Source organism: Vibrio hyugaensis, assembly GCF_002906655.1.
Classification (GTDB): Bacteria; Pseudomonadota; Gammaproteobacteria; order Enterobacterales; family Vibrionaceae; genus Vibrio; species Vibrio hyugaensis.
Genome location: NZ_CP025795.1, coordinates 607,548 through 630,192 on the forward strand (window position 1 = coordinate 607,548; position 22,645 = coordinate 630,192).

25 protein-coding genes are annotated in these 22,645 nt (G+C 44.4%); 14 read left to right on the plus strand and 11 right to left on the minus strand.

What is annotated here, in order from left to right:
• Positions 1-6 precede the first annotated feature (6 nt).
• Positions 7-834 (plus strand): hypothetical protein, encoded by an 828-nt coding sequence (locus C1S74_RS19935; RefSeq protein WP_045397209.1) that lies wholly within the window; start codon positions 7-9, stop codon positions 832-834.
• Positions 835-940: 106 nt separating this feature from the next.
• Here the strand turns inward: C1S74_RS19935 and C1S74_RS19940 are convergent, their stop codons facing one another.
• Positions 941-2,500 carry a DEAD/DEAH box helicase gene (locus C1S74_RS19940; RefSeq protein ID WP_045397211.1) on the minus strand — a complete coding sequence of 520 codons (1,560 nt, stop codon included), beginning with the start codon at positions 2,498-2,500 and terminating at the stop codon, positions 941-943.
• 252 nt (positions 2,501-2,752) lie between these two features.
• Here C1S74_RS19940 and C1S74_RS19945 point away from each other — a divergent pair, with 252 nt between their 5' ends.
• A complete protein-coding gene (locus C1S74_RS19945; protein ID WP_045397213.1) occupies positions 2,753-3,181 on the plus strand; it encodes a VOC family protein in 429 nt (142 codons plus the stop codon).
• Positions 3,182-3,256: 75 nt separating this feature from the next.
• On the opposite strand, the gene C1S74_RS19950 is transcribed toward C1S74_RS19945, so the two are convergent.
• Positions 3,257-3,958 (minus strand): lipoate--protein ligase family protein, encoded by a 702-nt coding sequence (locus tag C1S74_RS19950; protein WP_045397217.1) that lies wholly within the window; start codon positions 3,956-3,958, stop codon positions 3,257-3,259.
• A gap of 241 nt (positions 3,959-4,199) precedes the next feature.
• Between C1S74_RS19950 and C1S74_RS19955 the strand changes: the two genes are divergently transcribed.
• The gene (locus tag C1S74_RS19955) at positions 4,200-4,655 is read left to right on the plus strand and encodes a hypothetical protein (RefSeq protein ID WP_045397220.1); all 456 of its coding nucleotides are present in this window, start codon (positions 4,200-4,202) and stop codon (positions 4,653-4,655) included.
• 79 nt (positions 4,656-4,734) lie between these two features.
• The gene (locus C1S74_RS19960) at positions 4,735-5,061 is read left to right on the plus strand and encodes a DUF4156 domain-containing protein (protein ID WP_038865090.1); all 327 of its coding nucleotides are present in this window, start codon (positions 4,735-4,737) and stop codon (positions 5,059-5,061) included.
• 111 nt (positions 5,062-5,172) lie between these two features.
• On the opposite strand, the gene C1S74_RS19965 is transcribed toward C1S74_RS19960, so the two are convergent.
• From C1S74_RS19965 to C1S74_RS19970, 3 genes are all read right to left on the minus strand, one after another.
• Positions 5,173-6,201: a hypothetical protein gene (locus C1S74_RS19965; RefSeq protein WP_045397223.1), complete on the minus strand. Its 1,029-nt coding sequence runs from the start codon at positions 6,199-6,201 to the stop codon at positions 5,173-5,175.
• Positions 6,202-6,234: 33 nt separating this feature from the next.
• The gene (locus C1S74_RS26450) at positions 6,235-6,453 is read right to left on the minus strand and encodes a hypothetical protein (RefSeq protein WP_039974807.1); all 219 of its coding nucleotides are present in this window, start codon (positions 6,451-6,453) and stop codon (positions 6,235-6,237) included.
• Positions 6,454-6,634: 181 nt separating this feature from the next.
• Entirely contained in the window at positions 6,635-7,783 is a 1,149-nt protein-coding gene (locus C1S74_RS19970; protein WP_045397226.1) for an aminotransferase-like domain-containing protein, read from the minus strand.
• A 130-nt stretch (positions 7,784-7,913) separates the two neighbouring features.
• Here C1S74_RS19970 and C1S74_RS19975 point away from each other — a divergent pair, with 130 nt between their 5' ends.
• Positions 7,914-8,783, plus strand: coding sequence for an AraC family transcriptional regulator (locus tag C1S74_RS19975; RefSeq protein ID WP_042602151.1), 870 nt, complete (start codon positions 7,914-7,916; stop codon positions 8,781-8,783).
• Positions 8,784-8,888: 105 nt separating this feature from the next.
• Positions 8,889-9,803, plus strand: coding sequence for a LysR family transcriptional regulator (locus tag C1S74_RS19980; RefSeq protein WP_045397229.1), 915 nt, complete (start codon positions 8,889-8,891; stop codon positions 9,801-9,803).
• A gap of 63 nt (positions 9,804-9,866) precedes the next feature.
• On the opposite strand, the gene C1S74_RS19985 is transcribed toward C1S74_RS19980, so the two are convergent.
• Positions 9,867-10,739 (minus strand): B12-binding domain-containing radical SAM protein, encoded by an 873-nt coding sequence (locus C1S74_RS19985; protein WP_045397232.1) that lies wholly within the window; start codon positions 10,737-10,739, stop codon positions 9,867-9,869.
• A 310-nt stretch (positions 10,740-11,049) separates the two neighbouring features.
• Positions 11,050-11,853, minus strand: coding sequence for an SDR family NAD(P)-dependent oxidoreductase (locus C1S74_RS19990; RefSeq protein ID WP_045397234.1), 804 nt, complete (start codon positions 11,851-11,853; stop codon positions 11,050-11,052).
• Between the two features lie 231 nt (positions 11,854-12,084).
• Between C1S74_RS19990 and C1S74_RS19995 the strand changes: the two genes are divergently transcribed.
• Positions 12,085-12,324 (plus strand): HP1242/YdcH family protein, encoded by a 240-nt coding sequence (locus C1S74_RS19995; RefSeq protein WP_038865100.1) that lies wholly within the window; start codon positions 12,085-12,087, stop codon positions 12,322-12,324.
• A gap of 76 nt (positions 12,325-12,400) precedes the next feature.
• On the opposite strand, the gene C1S74_RS20000 is transcribed toward C1S74_RS19995, so the two are convergent.
• Complete coding sequence (locus tag C1S74_RS20000) at positions 12,401-13,054, minus strand: cupin domain-containing protein (RefSeq protein WP_045397236.1); 654 nt, start codon at positions 13,052-13,054, stop codon at positions 12,401-12,403.
• Between the two features lie 579 nt (positions 13,055-13,633).
• Here C1S74_RS20000 and C1S74_RS20005 point away from each other — a divergent pair.
• From C1S74_RS20005 to C1S74_RS20015, 3 genes are read left to right on the plus strand one after another with little or no spacing between them, the layout of a single operon-like run.
• A complete protein-coding gene (locus C1S74_RS20005; protein WP_045397238.1) occupies positions 13,634-14,776 on the plus strand; it encodes a membrane protein in 1,143 nt (380 codons plus the stop codon).
• Positions 14,766-15,692 carry a metal ABC transporter solute-binding protein, Zn/Mn family gene (locus C1S74_RS20010; RefSeq protein WP_045397240.1) on the plus strand — a complete coding sequence of 309 codons (927 nt, stop codon included), beginning with the start codon at positions 14,766-14,768 and terminating at the stop codon, positions 15,690-15,692. Before C1S74_RS20005 ends, C1S74_RS20010 begins: the two co-directional genes overlap by 11 nt.
• Before the next feature lie 3 nt (positions 15,693-15,695).
• The gene (locus C1S74_RS20015) at positions 15,696-16,490 is read left to right on the plus strand and encodes a metal ABC transporter permease (protein WP_045397243.1); all 795 of its coding nucleotides are present in this window, start codon (positions 15,696-15,698) and stop codon (positions 16,488-16,490) included.
• 157 nt (positions 16,491-16,647) lie between these two features.
• Here the strand turns inward: C1S74_RS20015 and C1S74_RS20020 are convergent, their stop codons facing one another.
• Positions 16,648-17,994 (minus strand): DUF1501 domain-containing protein, encoded by a 1,347-nt coding sequence (locus tag C1S74_RS20020; RefSeq protein WP_045397653.1) that lies wholly within the window; start codon positions 17,992-17,994, stop codon positions 16,648-16,650.
• 5 nt (positions 17,995-17,999) lie between these two features.
• A complete protein-coding gene (locus tag C1S74_RS20025) occupies positions 18,000-19,484 on the minus strand; it encodes a DUF1800 family protein (protein WP_045397654.1) in 1,485 nt (494 codons plus the stop codon).
• Between the two features lie 439 nt (positions 19,485-19,923).
• Between C1S74_RS20025 and C1S74_RS20030 the strand changes: the two genes are divergently transcribed.
• From C1S74_RS20030 to C1S74_RS26545, 4 genes are all read left to right on the plus strand, one after another.
• On the plus strand, positions 19,924-20,643 hold the full coding sequence (locus tag C1S74_RS20030) for a beta-ketoacyl-ACP reductase (RefSeq protein ID WP_045397246.1): 720 nt from the start codon (positions 19,924-19,926) through the stop codon (positions 20,641-20,643).
• 433 nt (positions 20,644-21,076) lie between these two features.
• Positions 21,077-21,289 (plus strand): transcription antiterminator/RNA stability regulator CspE, encoded by a 213-nt coding sequence (cspE, locus tag C1S74_RS20035; RefSeq protein WP_045397248.1) that lies wholly within the window; start codon positions 21,077-21,079, stop codon positions 21,287-21,289.
• 137 nt (positions 21,290-21,426) lie between these two features.
• Complete coding sequence (locus C1S74_RS20040; protein WP_045397250.1) at positions 21,427-21,627, plus strand: hypothetical protein; 201 nt, start codon at positions 21,427-21,429, stop codon at positions 21,625-21,627.
• A gap of 251 nt (positions 21,628-21,878) precedes the next feature.
• A complete protein-coding gene (locus C1S74_RS26545; RefSeq protein ID WP_167391152.1) occupies positions 21,879-22,043 on the plus strand; it encodes a hypothetical protein in 165 nt (54 codons plus the stop codon).
• Positions 22,044-22,268: 225 nt separating this feature from the next.
• Here the strand turns inward: C1S74_RS26545 and C1S74_RS20050 are convergent, their stop codons facing one another.
• Positions 22,269-22,478 (minus strand): hypothetical protein, encoded by a 210-nt coding sequence (locus C1S74_RS20050; RefSeq protein WP_038882392.1) that lies wholly within the window; start codon positions 22,476-22,478, stop codon positions 22,269-22,271.
• Between the last annotated feature and the right edge of the window lie 167 nt (positions 22,479-22,645).

A 22,645-nucleotide genomic window follows, 5' to 3' on the forward strand; every position in this document is an offset into this window, starting at 1 on the left:
GGTACTATGGAAGTTTACTCAGATAATAAAATAAATGAAGGGGCTAAAAGGTTTTCTATATTAATAGCTTTTTTTTGCTTTGCGCCGTTCCAAATAGGTAATGCTTTTTCTTCTGAATACTATATTCCTCAGATTTTTTGTTGGTCTATGTTTTTAATAACGTGTATTGTACCGTTGTATACATTTTCTAGTTTTGGGATGAGTTTGATTAAAAAAAGAGTTGAATTTGGTTTGTTGGGACTATTCTACTTGTTATTTAATATTTCAATGTTAATCATGGAGCCTGTAATTACAAGTTCTAAGGAAATCTTTGATATTAACTTTTATATGTTCATTATTCTGATTTTAACATATTTTTTGGGTATTTTTTTTGGCGCTTTTTTTAGTAATGAAAATAAATTCCATAATAAAAATTATATTGTAGTTAGAAGTAATGAAATTGAACTTAGAAAAGTAGATGTATTTGGTGCTCTAAGCCTTCAAAGAATGCCTTTTCTAAGAGCTCCATTAAAAAAGATGCGAAATGCGTTGTATGTTGTTGCCTTTTTTATCGGGACAGGTGGTGCTGGTATTGGTATTGGGATAGCAGAACTGCTCAAACGTTCTGATGTTATAAGTCCTGAAGTAGGAGTTCATTCCGTTCTATTTTTCAGCCTTGGTATGCCTGTACTATTCACATTTGGAGTGTTGATTTACTCGATGGTAGCTTATCTGCTTGAGTGGCGGAAACTGATTGCTGGCATAGAGAAAGAGTTTGGTGGGCATAAAATCATCTTCAACTCTCAAAAAAAGTCTTATAAGAAGATTAAAGAGATACTAGATTCCAAAGAATAATTCAAAAAACGTATATTAAGAAACCAGGTAGAGAATTGTTTTCACTGCTGTATAAAACAAAGCCGCTGAGATTATCAGCGGCTTTGTCGTTTTACTCGATATCCAATTATTTAGCAGCTTGCGGACGTGGCTTACGACGTTGTCCTGACGGTTTACCGTTTGAAGGCTTCGCGTCTGCAGGTTTGCCGCTGTTAGGCTTGCGGTTACCTGATGGTTTGCCACCGTTACCGTTTTTATTTGCGCCCGGTTTGTTCGCTCCAGACTGGTTGCTATTCGGCTTGTTACCGCTTGGCTTGCCGTTTGAACGAGCTTGACCGTCACGATTGCCTTTTGGTTTACCAGCGCCGCCTTTACCTGCTTCACCCTTGCCATTTTTGTTGTCACTGTTGAAACGACGCTTTGGTTTGTAGTTACTGCCGCTGTTTTTCTTCTCAGCGGTTTGACCGTTTTCACCTTCTGCTTTTGGCTTCTTAGGCTTTTTCGGTTTCTTAGGCTTGATTGGGCGAGTATCCAATTTAGATTCTGGAACCACATTGGTTGGTGCAAAGCCCAGCAGCTCTTTACGTGGAAGCAGTTGTTGAATCAAACGTTCAATAGCAAAAAGCTCTGGTGCCTCTAGTGCGCATACCAACGAGATAGCTTTACCAACTTCACCAGCACGGCCTGTACGACCTATACGGTGAACGTAATCTTCTGCCACTTTTGGTAGCTCGAAGTTAACCACTTGAGGAAGCTGAGGAATATCGATACCGCGTGCAGCGATGTCTGTTGCTACCAGTACACGAATCTCGCCAGATTTAAAATCAGCCAACGCTTTAGTACGAGCACCTTGGCTCTTGTTACCGTGAATCGCTGCCGCTGGTAGCTTTTCGTCCACTAAGAATTTCGCCAGGCGGTTTGCACCGTGTTTAGTGCGAGTGAAGACCAGTACTTGCTTCCAATCACCATCTTTGATCAGTTTTACCAGCATCGGCGCTTTCTTCTTCACGTCTGATGGGTAAATGCTTTGCTCTACAGTGCGTGCTGTCGAGTTTGCAGGGTTCACTGAAATCTCAACAGGGTTGTTCACAAGGCCTTTCGCTAGGTCACGAATCTCATTTGAGAATGTCGCAGAGAAAAGTAGGTTTTGACGTTGCTTAGGCAGCAAATCAAGAATCTTACGAATGTCGCGGATAAAGCCCATATCCAGCATGCGGTCCGCTTCGTCCAATACGAGTACTTCTAGTTGGTCGAACTTCACCGCGTTTTGGCTGTAAAGATCCATCAAGCGGCCTGGGGTTGCAACCAATACGTCAGCACCTTTACGTAGACGCTGCATTTGTGGGTTGATCTTAACACCGCCGAACACAACAGCGCTGTTTAGCGATAGGTGACGGCTGTACATGAACACGTTTTCTTGTACCTGAGCAGCAAGTTCACGCGTGGGGGTAAGAATAAGTGCACGAACGTGGTTACTACGAACGCGAGGACCGTTTGACAAACGTTCTAGGATTGGCAGCGTAAAGCCCGCTGTTTTACCCGTACCAGTCTGCGCTGCTGCCATGACGTCTTTCCCTTCCAGAATTGCAGGAATTGCTTGAGCCTGAATTGGCGAAGGGGTGTCGTAGCCTTTTTCCTGAATAGCTTTAAGGATTGGAGCAGATAGACCTAACGAGGTAAAACCCATATGTATGATTCTCAATTGTTGAGTTAGATAACAAGGCGTCGAATTTATGTGCGACGCGAAAAGTGCGCCATTCTGAGGCTTTTAGGCGTCGGCTTCAACTATTTCTGTCACAGATAAATATTTGAAGTAGATCTCACTTCTCGCGGTATCGTTAAAATCACTGCTTTACCTAAAGTTAGCTTGAGGTTTTAAAGTGTTTTACAAGCAAAAGGAAAATCACAACGACAAACACAAGAAATAAGGAACAACGTTATGAAAAGCTATGTAGAACACGCCAATATCTCCGTGGTTGATGCACGTAAAACCATCGAGTTCTTAACAACCGCTATCCCTGAGTGGACGATTCGTGGGAGTGGAAAAATTGATGATTGGTTTGGTCGTCCAATCGAGTGGTTCCATGTTGGAGATGAGCACTCTTATATTGCCATTTCCGATGGTGGTAATGGGGATGCTAGTCACTGGACAACACACTTTACTGGCATGAAACATCTTGGTATCGCAGTACCCGATGTAGAGGCGCTAATTACCCGATTAAAAGAAGTGGGCTATGAACTTGACCACAGAGGGGCAGATCATCCATTTCGTAAAAATGTCTATTACTTAGAAGATCATGGAATGCAGTTTGAGTTTATTGAGTACTTCTCAGACAAAAACAGCGAGCGTAACGATTACACTCAATAGCAATCAAATCGAAGAACAAGTGCAAAGCTATCGGTACGTGGTAGCTTTGCACTTTTTTATGTTCTTGGTTTATCTTTATGCGTGGTCTAAGAAAGCCTGAGTAAGTTTTTGGAACAAGGCATCCACGCTCGGTCTTTCTTTAATATGAGTGAATAAGGGAGTATGAACGTCACCGCGAATATGGTCGTCGTGACCGCATATTTGATTGCACAGTTTTACGGGTTCAACGATTTTTTCTACGTCCGTATCAATAAGAATGCAGGCCTGAGAGAGCACCATTTGCCCACCGCCTTTCTTCAACAACACACGTTGCGCGGTTCCCACCACTTTTTGTCCATTGATGTTTAGGTTGTAGTCCCCGTCACAATAGGAGTTTGGTGTGGCATGTACATCGACCTTAACACCGAGTTGTTCAAAGAAAACCGTTAGGACAGAACATAAGTCGAGATAGGCTTTTTTGATGTCGTAAGGTTGTCCGTCGGGCCAATGATAGATATGAGAAAGGTTAACGATGCCTGGTACTTGTGGTACTGGAGCACCGCCTGTTTTACGAGAAAATAACTTCCAACCTGAATCATTGAGAGCTTGTTCGAGCGGTCCTGAAGTCGGCCACTTTTTTCCAGCGGGTAGAACCAAAGTCGGACTTTTGACTTGCCACAGTAGCAAAACCTGAGAAAGTTGATCCGCTTGGACTTGCTTGATCAATTCATCTTCTTTACTAAAGACATTTGTAACTTCCGCTGCTTGGTAGCGGATCAGTTTGTTTTTGGAAGCCAAATTCAGTTCCTCATTTCAGTGACTCTTCAGTTTTACTCCAATTTAGGAACAAAAGCCAATCGATAAGTAAATCTTGTTTATAATTTATTTACCATTTAAAACATGAGGTTAAATCATAATCATGGGTTTACTTTTAGGATAAAAATTTATTTTACAAATGCAACTGTTGTGATTGCAATGGTTGTTGTGTAATCTTTAAATCATACCCAATAACGAATCATTTTGAAAAGAGAATACTGCTATGAAAAAGAAACTCGCTTTAGTTCATCGACTTGCTTCTATCAGTGCCTATCTATTGATCATGAGCTTTTTCACTAGCACCGTACTGGTGGAGTTGTTTGGTAACCACCAAGCCATTTTGGCAGTAAAAACCTATATTTCTTATGCGATTTGGGCAGTCGTACCATTAATGGCCATCACTGGAATTACTGGTGCGAAGATGGCACCGAATGTGAAAAAAGGGCCTTTAGCTGCGAAGAAAAAACGCATGCCTTTTGTTGCCTTGAATGGGCTGCTGATTTTGGTTCCTGCTGCAATTTACTTAAAGTACTTAGCGGGAATGGGTCAGTTTGATACCATGTTCTACATTATTCAGGGGATTGAGTTGCTTGCTGGCTTCATCAATCTTACCTTGATGACGCTGAATATTCGTGATGCTCGCGCATTAAAGGCATCAAGAAAATCAATGCTTGTGTAAAGCATAAAAAATTTTTGTTGTTCATTGCTTAAACGATAAATAGAATCCGCAGTCTATTTAATTCTAAGGCGATGAAATTATGAAAAAGTTAATGACTGGTGCAGCATTAGCAACGTTATTAACTGGTTGTGTGACGTTCCCAACACAAGAATCAGAGCAAGTAAAAGTGATTTGGGATGATGTAAATGCAATCGAAAACTGCCAACACCTTGGTACAGTAATGGGCTCAGAAGGTCACTTCTACGATTACTGGCTCCATGCAGACAAAGACATGGTTTGGGGCACATTAAACCAAATGCGCATAAAAGCAGTGGAATTGGGTGCAGACACGCTTTACTTGTATCAACCACTGGGTTTCTCAAGCTCGGTCACTATGTTCGCTAACGCGTATCAATGCCAAAACTAAGCTTGGAACAAACGAATAAAAAGCAGACTGTCGACAGTCTGCTTTTTTGCTTTATGCCCCCCCAATTTTAAAGGGGCTGTAAGGAACGACAGGACAGGCCGTTCTTGAATTTTAGTTCAAGCTTGCGGTCGCCATAGCAACGGAGTCGGTAAACGATACACTGAATGCGTCATCGGTATTGAGCACTTTGGCAGGAAATTCCAAGCTTAGCTGAGTTTGAGGCGCCACTTCAGATTCCACACTGGTAATGAACTTCCGAGTTTCTCCAGGAGAAATCTTCAGGTCGCTGTTTCCCTCTGGACCAAGTTCAGCAATACCAATGGTTGCTAGGCCATTACCTTCACCATCCACCAAACTCAACAGTGATTCGGATTTGTAAATCAACTCGCCTTTATCGGTTTGGTACGCTCTGAAGGTGTTAAAGCTTGGCTGTAAATCGCCTTCTGTTGCTAAGTTTGTCACAGAGAAAGTGACATTCGAGCCGTCAAATTTTTCGACTTTGACTAAGACATTCGCGTCTTGGTAACGAGCGGCTGCCGCAGCGGTTGCCAGCTCTTTCTGTCTTTGTTTCTCTCGTTCAACTTCAGCGATACGCGCTTCTTCCTCTGCAATACGTGTTTCTGCCAACGCGTAAGACTTATCTACCATCGCCAGTAGGGCAGGGATAGAGTAAGTAGACAAGCCCTCTAAGTGATCGAAGTCGATCTTCGCGTGAGTGGTCATGTTATTGGTCGAGAACTGACAGTGACCATCAATTAAGCTCACGAATGCGACTTCATATGTACCTTGTAACTTGCTTACTTCAACGCCGGCCTTCTCTATGTTGGCACGCACTTGTTTGATTTCTGCCAGCGACTGCTTTGGTAATGGGCCGTTTGGTGATACGTCGTTAGCCACAGAGACTAATGCTTCGGTCACGAATGGATTGTTTTTCTCTGGAACGACGGTAGTTACAAGGTTAGCTTGAGTAATATCTTCCCCAAGCAACACCGTCATTTTTTGCGATGCAGCGGTCTTATTACCGGCGAGAACGTCGCTACAGTTCGGTGAGTTGCTTGCATTTGCAGATGTTGCAGCAACGAGTGATAGCATGGCGGACAAGCCAGTGATGACGAGTCCTTTCGATGGTCGATTGTTCATCCTGATAACCCCTCTGGAATATGATGCGCTCAGCTAACGTTTGTTGCCCAACTTAGTTGGGATAGCGACATTCAGAATGGTTGTAGTTGCGTCCTCGCCACGTTCATCTTCACAAGACTGTTTAGTTGGCTTTTTCTGCCCAACTCTAAATCGCGATAAGCCGTCACGATCAAAAGTGTTTGAATTCGTCGATGATGCTACAAGGTCGATGTCTTTTTTCTGAAAGATAGACGTAACTTTTCCAAGCTTCAAATCCGTGATCGAGATCTATTTTTTGCGATGTTGCGAGGATCAAGAGAAAACAGACACTTAACGTAGAGAGTTGATTTTGAGAGAAAAAAATAAATTTTTTTTGGAACTTTTTGAAACGCTGCCTTTGAGACTTAATTCGCATCTCAAAGGCAGGTGTTTGGAAATCAAGGCGTAATTTTGACTACAGTGCGTTTAATACGTCCGCCAAACGGGTCACGGCAACTGTCAATTCTTCTGGTGTAGCGTTTGTAAAGTTTAAGCGCAGCGCTGCTTTTACTGCTGAGCCCTCTGGGTAGAATACAGGACTTGGTACAACGGCAACGCCGTTAGCCAACAATGATTTGGCCAGTTCAAACGTATCGCATTCTGGGATCTCTACCCATACGAACATACCACCATCAACAGGCTTAAGGACGCAGCTTGCTGGAAGCTGTTTTTCTAGCTCTGCATACATCACATCGTAGCGAGACTTGTACAATTCACAGATGGTGGTGATGTGGGTGGCAAAGTTGTTATGTTGAAGCAAGCCGTGCAGTAGGGCTTGCATCGGTACGCTTGAGTGCAGATCGGCACCTTGTTTGATTTTAATCAGCGGTTCTAGGTAGCTAGTTTTACCCGTAACCACACCAATACGAAGGCCTGGCGATGCAATCTTAGAGAATGAACGCAGTACGATAGAGTTCTGTGGACAGAAATCAGAAACCAAAGGCAAAGCTTCACCAGAGAAACGCAGCTCGCGGTACGGTGCATCTTCGATGAAAGCCACGTTGTATTGAATACAAAGCTCTGCAACCTTTTGACGCGTTTCTAGTGCCCAGCATACGCCCGTTGGGTTATGGAAATCTGGCACCGCATAGAACATCTTAGGCTTTTGCTCAGCGAAGCACTGTTCTAGCTCTTCAAGGTTTGGACCGAACTCTGTTTGAGAAACAGTCACGATGTTTGCTTGAACCAAGCCAAACACCTGCATCGCACCAAGGTAGCTTGGGGCTTCCATTACGACTTTGTCACCCGGGTTCACATAAGCGCGTGCAATCAAATCCAAACCTTGCTGAGAGCCAGTGGTGATCATCGCTGTGTGTGTTTCAGGAAGCTGGAAGTAACCGTTTAGGAAGCTAAGTAGCGGTCCATAACCTGCGGTTGAGCCGTATTGGAACACCTCTGGCATGTTGGCCAAGTTTTCAAGAGTCGGCTTCATTAAGTCGATTGGAAAGGTCTTCTCGTCTGGCAAACCGCCAGCAAGCGAGATGACGTTTTTATCGCTAGCGGCAGCGAGGATCTCTCGAATGTACGATGACTTTACTTGTTGTAGTGACTGTGCGATTTCCATGTGTTGTGTTTCTCGTATTTTTTAATTTTGGTTTTATTCAGAAGATAGTACATGGGATTTGCTAACTTAAGTGTGTCCATTTATGCTGTTAAACATGTCCATTTATGCTATTTCAATCAAACGCTAAATTATGAGTCAGCAACAGGTTTCCAGAATCAATGACGTACTGTTCTACATTCACCAAGACATTAGCAGAGAATTATCCGCTAAAGAGCTGGCTGACGTAGCGGCGTATTCTGAGCAGCACTTCCATCGAATTTTTAAAGAGGTGGTTGGCGAATCGATTCATCAATACATTCGACGAACACGAATGGAATACGCAGCCAATCAACTGATGTTTGATACCAAATCCTCCGTGTTAGAGATTGCCAATAAGTGCGGATTCAGTTCCGTGTCTTCGTTTAGTCGGGCCTTTAAAGCTACGTTTGCCTTGTCGCCAGGAGTATGGCGAAAACACGATTTACAGATCGCAGAGAAGCCTTATTTAAAAGATCCCGAAGTCGCTGCGGGTTATCATCGCGTCGCCAAGCGTGCTTTACCAGATCCTAAAGTTGTCGAAGTGCCACAGCGGTTTGCGGCTTATGTTCGTCACGAGGGTTATAACCGTTCGATTCGCAATGCTTGGCTGGTGTTAAAAGCGTGGGCCAACTCAGAGAACCGAGACTTCTCTACGCAATATGGTTTGCATCATTCCAACCCGGCTTGGGTTGAGTTGGACAAATGTCGCTATGTGGCGTGCATGGCCATTGATAAACCGCTTAAGTATCGCGGAGTGGTGAACCAGATGACGATTCCGGGGGGCTTACATGCGGTGTTCAGGTTGACTGGTGTGTATGGTGAGTTGCTGCCTCAAATCAGCATGGTGTTAGAGAAATGGTTGCCAAACTCGGGCTTTAAGCAACGCTCGACTCCTGCGTATGTGCATTATCATCAAAACCACTTTTTAAATCATGAAGAAGCGTTTGAATTAGATTTCTACTTGCCTATCAGTTTCTTCTAACAATTTCTTTTAAAAAGCTTTGCTTCACGTTCAATGCTTTACTATTGTGTCAGATGAAAATGCCCGGCATTGACGTCGGACTTTATAGAATAAGTTGAAAATGAAATGAATATAGAACATCTCAAGCTTTTCGTTCGTTTGGCATCAACGCACAACATCAGCATGGCAGGGCAAGAGCTTGGATTATCGCCAGCCGTTGCCAGCGCCCACATCAATAAGTTGGAAGAAGGGCTAGGCGTTCGCCTTGTGCACCGAACCACACGTAAGGTCTCATTAACGGAAGAAGGTCAGGCATTTTTGCCACACGCAGAAGAAGTGCTTGCAACGGTAGAAGCGGCACGAGGTGCGGTCGGAGTAGGTCATAGCGCACCAACCGGCACGCTTAGAGTTACAGCGCCAGCGTCGTTTGGGCGTTTGCATCTTGTGCCTGCACTCAAAGGCTTTATGGCGACTTACCCCGAGCTTACGGTGGATTTTCGTTTCTCCGATTCCATCATTGATATGGTTGAAGGCGGGTTCGATGTCGCGATTCGTCTTGCAGAGTTGAAAGACTCAACGCTGGTGGCACGTAAACTAGCACCGGATCGCCGTATCATTGTTGCTTCACCAGAGTATTTAGAAAAGCACGGTACGCCGAAAACACCACAAGAACTTGCTGAGCACGAATGCGTGACGCTAATGGGGCTAGACAATTGGGTGTTTGAAACCCCAGATGGTCATTATGCGATGCGCGCTTCGGGCAGCTTTAGAACCGATAACGGCGATGCGATGCGTGATGCTTGTATCGATGGACTTGGTGTGTCGATCAACTCGATTTGGAGTGTCTACAAACAGCTTCAAGCCGGTGAGTTGGTTGAAATCTTGGAAGACTACCCATTGGTGATGAACGCCAGCATTTGGGCTGTTTACCCTAGCTCACGTTTGATCGCACCTAAGGTTCGTGCCTTTATTGATTACTTTGCCGAGCATTACGGGCAGCCACCTTACTGGGAAACCGAACTGGCTACCCATCAGAAATAAACAAAAACGCTTTCCAATCGGAAAGCGTTTTTTATTGTATTTACCTAGCGAGAAAGAGAATGACTACCAAGAGAAGGTCTGGATGACGTTGTCTTTTGCCATTGGGTTAGATGCAATCGCGTGATTGATGTTTCTCAGAAAATCCTCGCGTGAATCCAACAACCAACCTTTCTGTGGAACGATGTTGTTACCATGGTCGCCCCAGTAGAAGGTATCAATGTTCAAGTTCTCGAGTAGGTATTTCTCTTCCTCAAGCACTTGAAGTTGCGTTGGCATAATGAACTCACCATTCTTCACTTCTTGTTCCATTACCGTACCCGGTTGAATCGCAAGTGCCATCGGAGCAATTTGCTCAGGATTAATTTGGTTCAAGATGTCTGTTGTCGCAATAATGTGTTCTTTTGAACGTTCACGACCACCAAGGCCAAAGATGAAAGACAGCAGAACTTGAATGCCTGCTTCTTTTGCCATTGCCATGCCTTCGATCGCTTGCTCTGGTGACATACGTTTTTTAATGCGTTCTAGAACAACGCGGTCGCCAGATTCAAGGCCAGAATAGGCCATATCTAACCCCGCATCTTTTAGCTCTTTCAATTCAGCAATGGTTTTACGGCGGAAATCGTTCAATCCACTGTAAAGAGAAATCTTTTTGCACTCAGGAAACGTTGAACGCAGTTTGTCGAAGATCTTAAGCAAGTAATCCGTACGTGCCGCCATAACGTTACCATCAATCAAAAAGATCGATTCTACATGCGGGTAGATAAGACGTGCTTCTTCAATGTCTTTAAACACGTCTTCAACAGGGCGTATCTTAAAGCGTTTGTCATCAAACATGCTGCAAAACGTGCAGGTGTTTATGCTACAACCCAATGTGGTTTGGATTAAGATGCTGCGGTATTCCGGCCATGGTCGGTAAACTTTGCCCTCATAGTTCATAGTTGGATCTCCAGTTAAAAGCGGGATGATTCGATGTCATCACTCGCGAAAGATAATGGGAACGAACGCGTTTGAGTCTGGCGTTTGTCCCGATGGCTGAAGGTTAACAAGAGAAGGCTTTGTTGATAATTGGCCTTTATATCAAATGAGTTTTTAGATTTTATTGAAAATGAACAATGATGGCAGTTTTAGAAGCACGAGGCGGAAACGTGAGAAACAGAAACATAGAGACCAGTACACAGAAATCAGTACGTAAAAATAAGAACACCCAGCCGAAGCTAGGTGTTTAATAGGAATCAACCGTGTTGAATTAAGCGAGTTTGGCAATCACTGCTTCAATCGCGTCTACCACTTGTTGTGATTTGGAGTCATTCAACGCATCACGATGAGGAGCGGCAAAAGCTTCAATGTCGTTGTCGAAGTACGAACCATGCGCTTGAGCAAATTCATCCGATAGTGCAGCACGAATTAGAATGTCTGCGCCCAAACTAATGTCATTACCCGCGATACCGTAAGCGTCTTTCACCATTTTGCTGCCAAGGAATGATTTTGGATTGACGGAAACCACCATCGGGCCGACATTTTTCAACTGCAATCCCATAACGCGTGACCACATGGTCAGTGCCAGTTTGCTTTGAGCGTAAGCTTCACCGTCTGACAGTGGTTTTTTGCCCATCAAGGCTTCGATGCTCACTGGTGCTTGTGCCGCAGAAGATAGGTTTACGATACGACCTGTGTTACCAAGTAGTGGGAGCAACTCTTTTGTCAGCATGTATGGCGCAATGGTGTTAACGGCAAAGCGCACATCAAGACCTTCTTGAGTTCTTGAGTTAGGTGTCGCGAATACGCCTGCGTTATTGATGATCACATCCAGTTTGCCAAAGCGCTCTGCCACTTCTGCAACCATCTGTTTAACGGCTTTGACTGAAGACAGATCAGCAACGATGCTTTCCACTTTGCCAGCGTTCATCTCAATCAAGCTTTGCTCTACGTTTTGTAGTTTAGCCTCGTTGCGGCCATGAACAATCACGTGGTGACCATCTGCCACTAACATCTTTGCTGTTTCTAAACCAATGCCGTCTGTAGCGCCAGTAATCAGGATGATTTTTTGCATAATTGAGATTCCTCATGAAGTCGTTATGCAACAATCATAGAGTGAACAGAGTGATTAAACTATCGAGGTAAAGAGGGAAACACTTTATACGCAAAATTGAAAATCAATTTGTTATCTTTTTGTGGGCGATACGACGAATTAACCGCCCACGAAATGCTATGGTTATTTTAAGCATTGCTCAAGATTTGAGCAGCTTGATTAACTAAAATACACTCAGCCCAAGAGGTCTTTATGTTAGGCGAAAATCACTCATTAACTCATGAATTCCCAGAACATTTGGATACCATCAATCAGCTGACAGCAAGTGACGCCTCGTTTGCTGAAAACGCTAAAAGCTACAACTCTCTCGATAAAGAAATCCGCGAACTAGAATTGCGAGGAAACCCACTCGACGACCATGAAATGAACACACTTAAACATAATCGTGCGGAGCTAAAAGACTGGCTTTACACAAAAATTATGAGCGCATAATTAAGACTGTGACTCCATGGATGGCGGCTCGAATTTCGAGCCGTTTTTTATGCCGTTTTTATACTGGTTCTACACGCTACTCGACAGGTAAGTGCCCTGTCTTTACCCAGATGATCGTCTCTTGATCAACAAAAGGAAAATGCTCGCTCATGTGTGGGTTGCGTAACCACGTATGCTGGGGGTAGTGACCTAATTCATCATTAAACTCACCAGACAGAACAAAGATCTCTTCCCCTCCAAAATGGCGATGAGGTTGAAACTTCTCATTTTTGGGCCATTTCACTAACGCCACATGCTCGTGTTCGAAATCGTGCAAGGGCATCACCTGCAGTCCACCGATGCCTTGCAACCACGGGGCTTCGTTGGTGTCGATGCGCACCGTTTTCAGATCATCGGGAGCGAACTGGTTGAGCTTAACCAAAATTATGCAGCCTTCTTTGCTAAAGGGCGCGTGTTGGCTTCCTGGCGGATTGCGTAAGTAAGTCCCGGTGGGGTAATCACCATGCTCGTCAGAAAACACCCCTTCGAGCACCAGTATCTCTTCTCCATATGGGTGAGGGTGGGTCGAAAACTGTGAATTTGGCTCATAACGTACCACGCTAGTGGTGTGCCCAGATTCTTTGGCTTCTCGTTCTAGTGGCTTTCGCCAAACGCCTAATGCTGGGCTGGCAATCCAATCTTGTTGTGCGGTGTTAATCACCAACCGTTGTGAAAAATCCATGTTTAACATTGCTTGTTACCGGTGTCAGTCATGTTTGGAATAAGTATATACCCAAGTGACTTCAAGATGCAGGATTCAGAGCGTTGTCACTGATTTAAGTTCAAGGAAAACAACGCAGCGTAATAGCAAGCTCTTTCCAAGTTGTTTGACGATGAAATTGCGTCAGTGACACGCTCCCAAAGGGCGAGTTGCCTTGGCTTGTATGCTTCGTTAACAATTTTTTATTTAGAGCCACTAGATCTTCAAATTGTTGCCTCGCCTTCAAACCAAGTCATTCTCGCTGAACCTAGCACTTTGAGGTTACTTGGGTATACACAGTTTCAAACTACGCGTGTCTTGTCTGTTTGGCGGCTCTGATTTTTATCGTTTTAGCTCGCTGAACAAACATGAGGTAAGGCGGGGAGATGCGATGAGCAAACTGGACGTGTGATGGTCAATAATCATTAACCTTATGATTATTATTGATAATGTTCACACAAAATGATTTTACAAATTGTTACATGCTTCGCTTTTTTTAATTTTTGTTATGTTATAACATCCGCGAAATATTTGATGGTGTTATAACATAACAAAATAAGGAAAAACGTTGTGAATAAAAAATTGGTCTCTTTAGCGGTTGGTAGTTTGTTTGTTTCCCCAGTTTTCGCCGATACGCTTTCGAACCCTCAGATTGGCGTGGTACTAGACGGTTACTATCAAGATGGCCAGCGTCATAACTCAGAGCGTGAAGAAGGTTTTGGCCTGGGTCATACTGAGCTGAACATGTCTGCAAACATTGATGATAAATTCCACGGTGCACTAACGGCGGTTCTAGAAAGCCACGGTGATGAAACCGAGCTGATGCTTGAAGAGGCGTTTATTGAGACACTAGCACTACCATACGGCTTAAATGTACGTGCAGGTCGCTTCCTATCTGACTTTGGTTACCTGAACAACCAACACATGCACACAGACAGCTTTGTTGAGCGTCCAATTGCTTACCGTACTTTCCTTGGCTCGCATTACTACGATGACGGTGTGCGTGCAAACATCGTTCTTCCAACTGACCTATATGTGAAGTTAGGTGTAGAAGCATTAAGCGGCAGCAAGATGTCTTCTGTTGAAGATGGTTCTGAAGTTGGCGTTTACACCACAACACTTAAGCTTGGCAGCGATTTCTCAGAGTCTTCAAGCTGGCAGTTTGGCCTGAGCTACCTACGTAACGAAAACGGTAAGGTAACAGAGTTCGAAGATCATGATCACGGCCATGCAGACAAGCACGATCATGACCACAACCACGCAGCTGCGGTAACGGGTGAAAACTTATACGGTGCAGACTTTGTATGGAAGTGGGCGCCAGATGGTAACTACAAGTACAGCAACTTCACGCTATCTGCGGAATACATGTTGCTAGACGGAGTGGTAGACAGCAAATACAAGAACGATGCTGAATCACCAGACAACCTAAGCGCATACTACGTATCGGGTGTTTACCGCTTTAACCCAAGCTGGTCAGCGGGACTTCGTTACGGTGAAGCAGAAAGCTACGATGGCCATGCGCACGGCGACCACATGCACTTCACAGCACTGAACGATAAAGAAATGGATGCGATGATCGCATGGGATTCTTCTCACTTCGGAACTATCCGTGCGCAATACACTCGCATTGATAACCAAGACAGCGAGACAGACAACGTATTCACTCTGCAATACGTGATGACATTTGGAGCGCACGGTGCACATGCGTTCTAAGCTGACATTAAATAAATGCAGTTTAGCGATAATGGCGGCGGGGGCTGCCATCATCTCTTCACCTGCTTTGGCTCTTAACATCTTTGTTTGTGAGCCAGAATGGAAAGCTCTTCTCGAAAGTCACGCCCCAGACGCGACCATCTATTCTGCGACCACCGCCAAGCAAGATCCTCATTACGTACAAGCTCGCCCTTCTTTGATTGCAAAGATGCGCCAAGCCGACATGGCCATGTGTTCTGGCGCGGAGTTAGAAGTAGGGTGGTTACCTATGCTGCAAGTTCGCAGTAGCAATGGTGCGGTACAAAACGGTTCACAAAGTATGATCTACGCGACCGATTTCGTGCGTATGTTAGACACTCATGATCATGTCGACCGCAGCATGGGGGACATTCATGCGCACGGAAACCCACATGTGCAGTTTGCGGCTAATGACATTATTCCCTTGTCACATGCGGTGACGAAACGGTTACAAGTGCTTGACCCAGACAACGCGCAAACCTATCAATTTAACGGCATGAAGTTCCGTGCCCATTGGCGTAAAAAGCTCAATGAGTGGAATGAGAAAGCTGCACCATTGAAAGGCAAGCAAGTTGTGGGGTATCACGCAACCTATCGCTACTTGTACGATTGGCTTGGCATGGAGCAAATTGCTGACTTAGAGCCTAAACCGGGCATCTCACCAACCACATCACATCTGCAGTCTTTGACTAAACTGGACACGAACTCTTTTGATGCGATCGTTTACTCGTCGCATCAAGACCAGCGTCCAGCAAACTGGCTACAGAAACAAACCAATAAGCCGCTGATTCAGCTGCCTTTAACGGTTTCTGATGGCGAAAGCTTAGATGAAATGTACGACCAAGTTATCGATGATTTGTTGGATGTGTTAGTGCAACCTGTTCCGGTGAAGATCTAAGCCATGGCAGATTATGCATGGCTATTACCCGCGGTGCTGTGTGGCTTGATCGCTCTGATAGGTAACGTGGTACTCGGACAGCAAGTGCTAAAGCGTCAGATTATCTTCATTGATTTGGCGGTGGCACAAGTTGCTGCCTTGGGGGCTGCACTGAGTCACTATTGGTTGAACCAATACGATCTCTTCTCTGGTTCTTTCTTTGGTGAGATGGTTGGCCCTTGGGTGATGTCATTATTACTTTGCGGTCTGATCGCCTTAATGGAAAAACGATATCAGCAACATCTAGAACCGATGATTGGCAGCTTGTTTGTGGTATCCGCCTCTCTAGCGATATTACTGGTGAGCAAAGACCCGCACGGTGCCGATTTTATCCAAGGGATTCTCAACGGGCAGTTGTTGTGGTCAACATGGGATGATGTTTGGCCTTTGGCATTAATCACCGCAGCGATGTTGTTATTGGTGTGGCTCAAGCCAGAATTCATGCAGGGCAGTGGCTTCTATCTCATCTTCGCGATATTAATGCCGATTACGGTCAAGTTAACGGGCATCTATTTAGAATTTGCCTTGTTGGTGATTCCTGCCTTGTGTGCGGCAGCACTGAAAGGTACAAGATTCTTCGTTGCGAGCATCAGCATTGGCATCGTGGGGATATTGTCGGGCGTCGCGGCGTCAGCGTATTATGACTTACCAAGTGGGGCGAGTATCGTGATCACCTTGTTCATTGCAGGCATGTTGTTCAATCTTTTGCTTCAGCCTTGGCTGCAAAAAGCGCAATCCGTTCATGAAGAAACAGCATGAAAACAGGCTGAGGAACCTGCTCGAACGTTGACCTAGTACTTTGGCTTAATGATAAAAAGGCTCCGCGTGAACGGAGCCTTTTGTTTAGCACTGCTTTTTCTTATTAGTAACCTTGCTAGTTATTAACTGATTACTTAGTTACTTATCTCTTTCTATATTAGCAAGATTTGAACAGAGGGAGAGTCTGAGGTTGGATTGAATCTGTCAAAGTGTTATCTAGCGCAGGGAAAAGTCGATTAATTCCCTCTTCTGTAAGCCCCAACCAAGCCATTAAGCTCGCATGTAACTGATCACTCGAGATGGTCGGAATTACACGACCGCGTGATAACAAGTAAGGGCTTTGCTCAGATAAGTCTGGGTATTCACCCACAACTGTTTGCCCTGCGACACCACCACCCATCACCAATGCGTGGCTAGCCCAGCCATGATCAGTACCATCAGTGCCATTTGGAATCAAAGTTCGACCAAATTCTGAGTGGGTAAACGTGGTCACTTGGTCAAAGAGTCCGTGGTTTTGTAGGGCGAGTTGGAACGCAGCCATGGCTTCTGCCAGATCTTGCAATAACCCCGTTTGGCGATTGAGCTGTGCCGAGTGCGTGTCAAATCCGCCTAACTTGCAACTAAAGTATTGCGCAGGGTGTTGGAATTGGTCTTTATGCAGAATCAGTTTGAACACCGCTTTCAGCTGTTTGCCAATTCGGGTATCTGGGAACACGTCGGTAATCTCTGCATTCAAAATTGCGCTAAATTGCTCGTACATGTTGGTGGAATCCACCGCGACACTGGCATAGTGAGATTGAAAGACGTTGTTGTAACTGCCCGTGCTTTGTAGTCGATCGAACAGAGTGCGTGAGCGGTCATCATTAAAAATGTCGCTTGGCGGTTGAGAGCCCACCGAGTTGGATTGTGCTTCAATGCAGTTCGTCCACACTTGTGTGCCACCAATATCAAACATCGGCGACAGTTCGTTCAAGTTTCGCAGCATTGAGCCTAGCTCGGTCGAGGTCTTAGCACCAAAGCCCTCTTTGGACAACGATTGTGTCGCATGCGATTGAACCATCGTTGATTGATGTGAATGGCTAAACAGATGCGCAGGGCGTGTGGTTTCATCATAAATGATGTTGTTCACACGTTGTGTTAATGGACCAAGATTGACCACTGGCACTAGATTTGCGTTGTCCCAGTAAGGTTTTAGTGCCACCATCGCAGGGTTGAGCGCCAATTTCGCGGCATCATTGACGGCATCTAAGTGGATACAAGCAGAGTCATCCAATGCCAAGTTGCCACGCAAAGCTCGATATTGAGCATTGGCAGTAGCCGCCGTTGGGATCAACATGTTGTAGCCATCATTCCCCCCTGCTAAGTCGATACCCACGATAGCACGGTAGCCATTTTGGCATTGATTGAAAGAATTCGCGAAGGCCGGAAAAGCCGCTAAGTTAAGCGCAGAAATACCCACTCCAGCGGTACCCGCTTGTAAAAAACGACGACGAGTTAAGTTCATAATCATTACCCCTGTGTGATGAATTCTGGTGATAGCAGTGCGTTCATAACGAGATTCTTAATCTCTTTGCGCCACTTAGATTGGCGGCTTGGGCACTGAGCGAGGTAATCGAGATAACATAAGCGCGCTTGCTCACTCATTTGGAAAGCAAACAAATGTTCGTTGAGGTAATCCACTACGCCCTCATCATCGAACGCGAGGTAACGGGTGAACAATTCTTCATCCATGTACCAATCTTTGGCCTCTTCTTCAAAACGTGCAACCAACTCTCGGAATTGAATCCCGTATTGGTAGATGTCGTGCCATTGATACACATTGAACTCTGGCGCCACTAAACCAGTGAAACTCGGGTGGTTAGGGGCATCGTCCGGTTGGTAGTAATAGAAGACCGAAGGGGCAGACAGAGGCAGTAGTCGCTCGTACCAGTTGAATTGTTTTGGCCACATCAGGACGCCGTCACGTCGTTTGACTTTCAGCGCACGCATTGCATGCGTAAACACGGAAAGTGGGTCGCGTAATTTACCCACTGAGCTACCAGAGCGAAGCGCGTCTTTGTCGGTCAAAATCGCAATGATGAGCGTTTTCAGATCACCGTCAGAGCGCTTGAATGCACGGCGCGCACGGCGAATATAACCGGATCTTGGATTACTGGTCACAAGCTTATTGATGAAGAATTTCGTGACAAATGTATAGAGCGTGTTTTGGTTCATCAAGAGCTCAATCACCGCTTCTAGTTCTTCTTCTGCGGACAGGCCTGCGGCAAACTTCTTGCCTAATATGCGTTTTTCTCCCATATCATGCTCGCCGCGCGGCAACATTGGTTGGCTGTATTTTTCGTTGCCACGAATGTCGATGAACTTCCAACCGGTAAAGACACGTGCCAGTTCTTCGATGTCCTCTTGCGTATAAGATGGCACTTCGTTACCTTCGGCATCCAAACGTACTTCACCGTTGTTGCGCAGCTTAACAGGGCCAAGCGTGAACAACTGCAACAGCTCGCGTGCGTAGTTTTCATCTGGGGCAGTGAGCTCATTAGAAACGTTGTTTACGAAGGTCAGATATTCACCCATGATTGGCGATGTCGACACAAAACGAATCACATCTCGGAAGTTAGCAAAAGCGTTGTCGAGCAACCCATCAAAGTATTGGCACATGTAGCGACGTTTAGAAGCTGCGCTAAAAGCCGGATCTTTTACGCTCACCACAAACAGTTGCGATAGAGTATAAGCAATGCGCTGACGCAAAATGTCTTGCCCATCTAGCGTCATTCTTGTCCAACTGCTCGCGTAGTACAGCCCTTGACCTAAATCGGGGACATTGGTTTCATCTTGTTCAAAATGGGTTAGCCAAGAAGACGGTGTAATTAGGGTTTGCTGAGCGACCCAGTTTTCAATACTTCCTGATTGAACTAGGTGATTGATGTCACTTTGGGATGGCCCAAAAGTGCACTGTTGCAGCGTTCTTGCTGCATCTATATAAGCCTGATTCATTTTATCTCCCGCAGGTTTTTTATCTTTGTCAGGTAAGGCGTCCTTTGTTACGTCCATATTTAAAAGCACGCTGTATCTTTAAATCGTAATCGAGATTTTTGATATCAAGAATGTAATAACCACAGCTTTACTGTGACTTTGCTGCATAATCTGAGAATTAAATGGGTGAGCTTTAAATGAAAGAGTGCTTATTAAACAGAAGGCGCATTTGTTGAGCATGCTTGATGGGTAGAACGGTGACGGAAACGTGTTATTTGGCAAACCATCATCAAGTTGTCTTGATTAGTTCACATACCCCTTCCAGACTGTTCCTATAGTTTGAAGTAAATATAAAAGACCCTGCGTATGAGAAGCGCAGCTGTAACGCGGCTAGGCATAAAAACAAAAAACGCTAGGGAAGAAAGCGAATTTGTAATCTCAACATTTAAGGAAGACCAAGATGAAACCGGAAAAAGTAGCAGTAGTCACTGGTGCGGCTCGTGGTATTGGGCAGGCCATTTGTGAGCAATTACTGGAAGATGGGTTCCACGTCGTCGGGCTGGACATATCGCCTGTAGATTGGAGCCAGTCGGCACAGCTAAGCAGTTATCAAGTCAACTTGTGTGATGCCGCAGCCGTCAGCGAAGTGGTAGGAAGTATTGTAGAGCAATACGGAAGAATCGATGCCCTAGTTAACAATGCGGGCATCACTCGCGATGCACTGTTGCCAGACATGTTAGAGCAAGATTGGGACAGCGTTATCGACGTGAACCTAAAAGCGGTGTTCTTACTCACCCAGCGTGTTGCTCCTGTGATGCTAGAGCAAGGCGCAGGTAGTATTGTCAGCATTTCTTCTATCGTAGGGACGGATGGCAATATAGGTCAGAGTAACTATGGCGCAAGTAAAGGCGGCGTGATCTCGATGAGCAAAGGCTGGGCGAAAGAGCTATCGAGAAAGGGCGCGCAAATACGCGTCAATTGTGTCGCGCCAGGCTTTATCGCCACCGACATGACCAAGAACCTACCAGAAAAAGTCATTCAAATGATGGAGGGTAAAACCCCATTAGGACGAATGGGCTCAGTGCAAGACATCGCCAATGGTGTTGCCTTCTTAACCTCCGATAAGAGCGCTTACATCACTGGCCAAGTGCTCAAGATTGACGGTGGTTTAGTGCTTTAGCCGATGAATTAATACCTCAAATAACAAACGCCCTTTCCTGTGTGAAGGGCGTTTTTTGTGAAGCGACATTATTGGGTAGCGGGTATAATGTTTCTCCATCAAGAGTGAGAAACAAGCAATGTCCTGATATCGAGCATTAGTTTTGTAACAACTATGCGAATGATACTCCCAATTTTAGATTAAGAGATTAAATTTTATTTTATTAAGTGATTGATTTTAAGGTAAATAAAATTTAATGAAGAAATGCATATCTATTATTTTTACATGGTGTATAGTGTCGCCATCTCAAACGGTGAGTTATTGATAATATATTTAGTTCAAGATCTTCTCAGTTTTTTCGATTAAATTCGTCATATTTATCCTGCGATACCTTATTCTTTATTCCTTATTTAGTAGCTTTCTTTTTAACTCAATCAATGTATCGAGATATATTATGTCAAATAAAACAACTGGCTCAGTAAAATGGTTTAACGAATCTAAAGGTTTTGGATTTATCACTCCTGATAACGGCGGTTCTGACCTATTTGTTCACTTCAAATCAATTGTTAGTGAAGGCTTCAAAACATTATCTGAAGGCCAAAAGGTTTCTTTTATTGTTGAGCAAGGTAACAAAGGTCCTCAAGCGGGTAACGTTACGTTAGTGTAAGATATTTTAAAAAGGTCTCTTCTGTAGAGGAGACTTTTTTACTTTACGTTTAATAAAGATTCCAAAGATTCCAAAGATTCCAAAGATTCGAAATACGAATAAAAATAAACGTTGGGATCGATAAGGTAAGAAGTAATATGAGAAAACCAGTAAGAAAATCAAGCAAGAAAACACAGAAACACAACTTCGAAGAAAGATTCGCTGCGATGGTAAAAGAATATCAAGAAGCGAAAGAAATTCTAGAGTCTATGACTGAAGGTTCATCAGAATATTTAGCACAGAAAAAAGCATGCGATAAACTTTTTGCAAACGCTGAACGATACATCAATAAAAAATAATGAATTGAAATGGCTTTATTCTAACCTGAATAAAATTACCTAAAATTATTTTTCTTAGAATCGCTACATTTTTAAAAGCCTGAGTTTTAGTTTTCTGCAATCGTTGGTTCAATCCGTGTTGATCTCATTTAGAAAAGTCATTGAATTACTGTTGCCCATTTATGTTCTGACTTGTGTAGTATCATTGTTGTTTTCATAGCCAATATGAACGCGGTGCGAAATTCAGTAAACCACCAAAAATAGGATGATATATGAGCAAGTTACCTAAACCGACACAAAAGCAGAAGCAATTTAGTATTAATCCGAAAGGGAAAGGGATTAAACGGATACCAGAAGAGTTGAAAACAATGGGTGTTCGCAAACGCATAGAAGAGATTGAAGAACAAAAAGAATGGGATAAGGAGTGGGGACTATGAGCTCAAGAAACCTCTCTGAGCTTATCAATACGACACTCCTCTTACATTCCGAAAAGCTGAGCAACTTGGACCGAGACATGCTTACAGGTTTACGAGATCAACTTAATCGTGAGCAAGCCTTGTCAGACAAACAAGTTAAACTGTGTCAAAGGCTAATACGAAAAACGAATCAAACCTGTGTATTTATTCACGACGTTCCAAACGAACCTTGATTGCTAGCCAACGTCAGTCTTCACTGCTATCTACCCAGCCGTCATCAAGTGTCATTCGACTTAGCATCTGATCCATTAAATCTTTGATCTCAATTCGCATTGCGCCTTCTGGCGCATGATGCTCTGCTGAGCGCTTAGCGTTCGTTAGACTTTTCATGAAGATAGCTTCGCTATCCATCACGGCGTGTTTCGCGTTGAAGTAAGTGACCTGATAGGTCGGCATGGTACTATTCCTTTTGTGGAGAAGTGGTGATGTGACGCTTTCAATATAGCATTGTTTCACGCTTAAACGTTCGAACTGACTTGGTTTCTCGCCAAAAGCTGACTAGGCAAGCAACTGATTATCAAGGAGTATGGACGGAAAAGACCCATCACACAATGGTTATTACC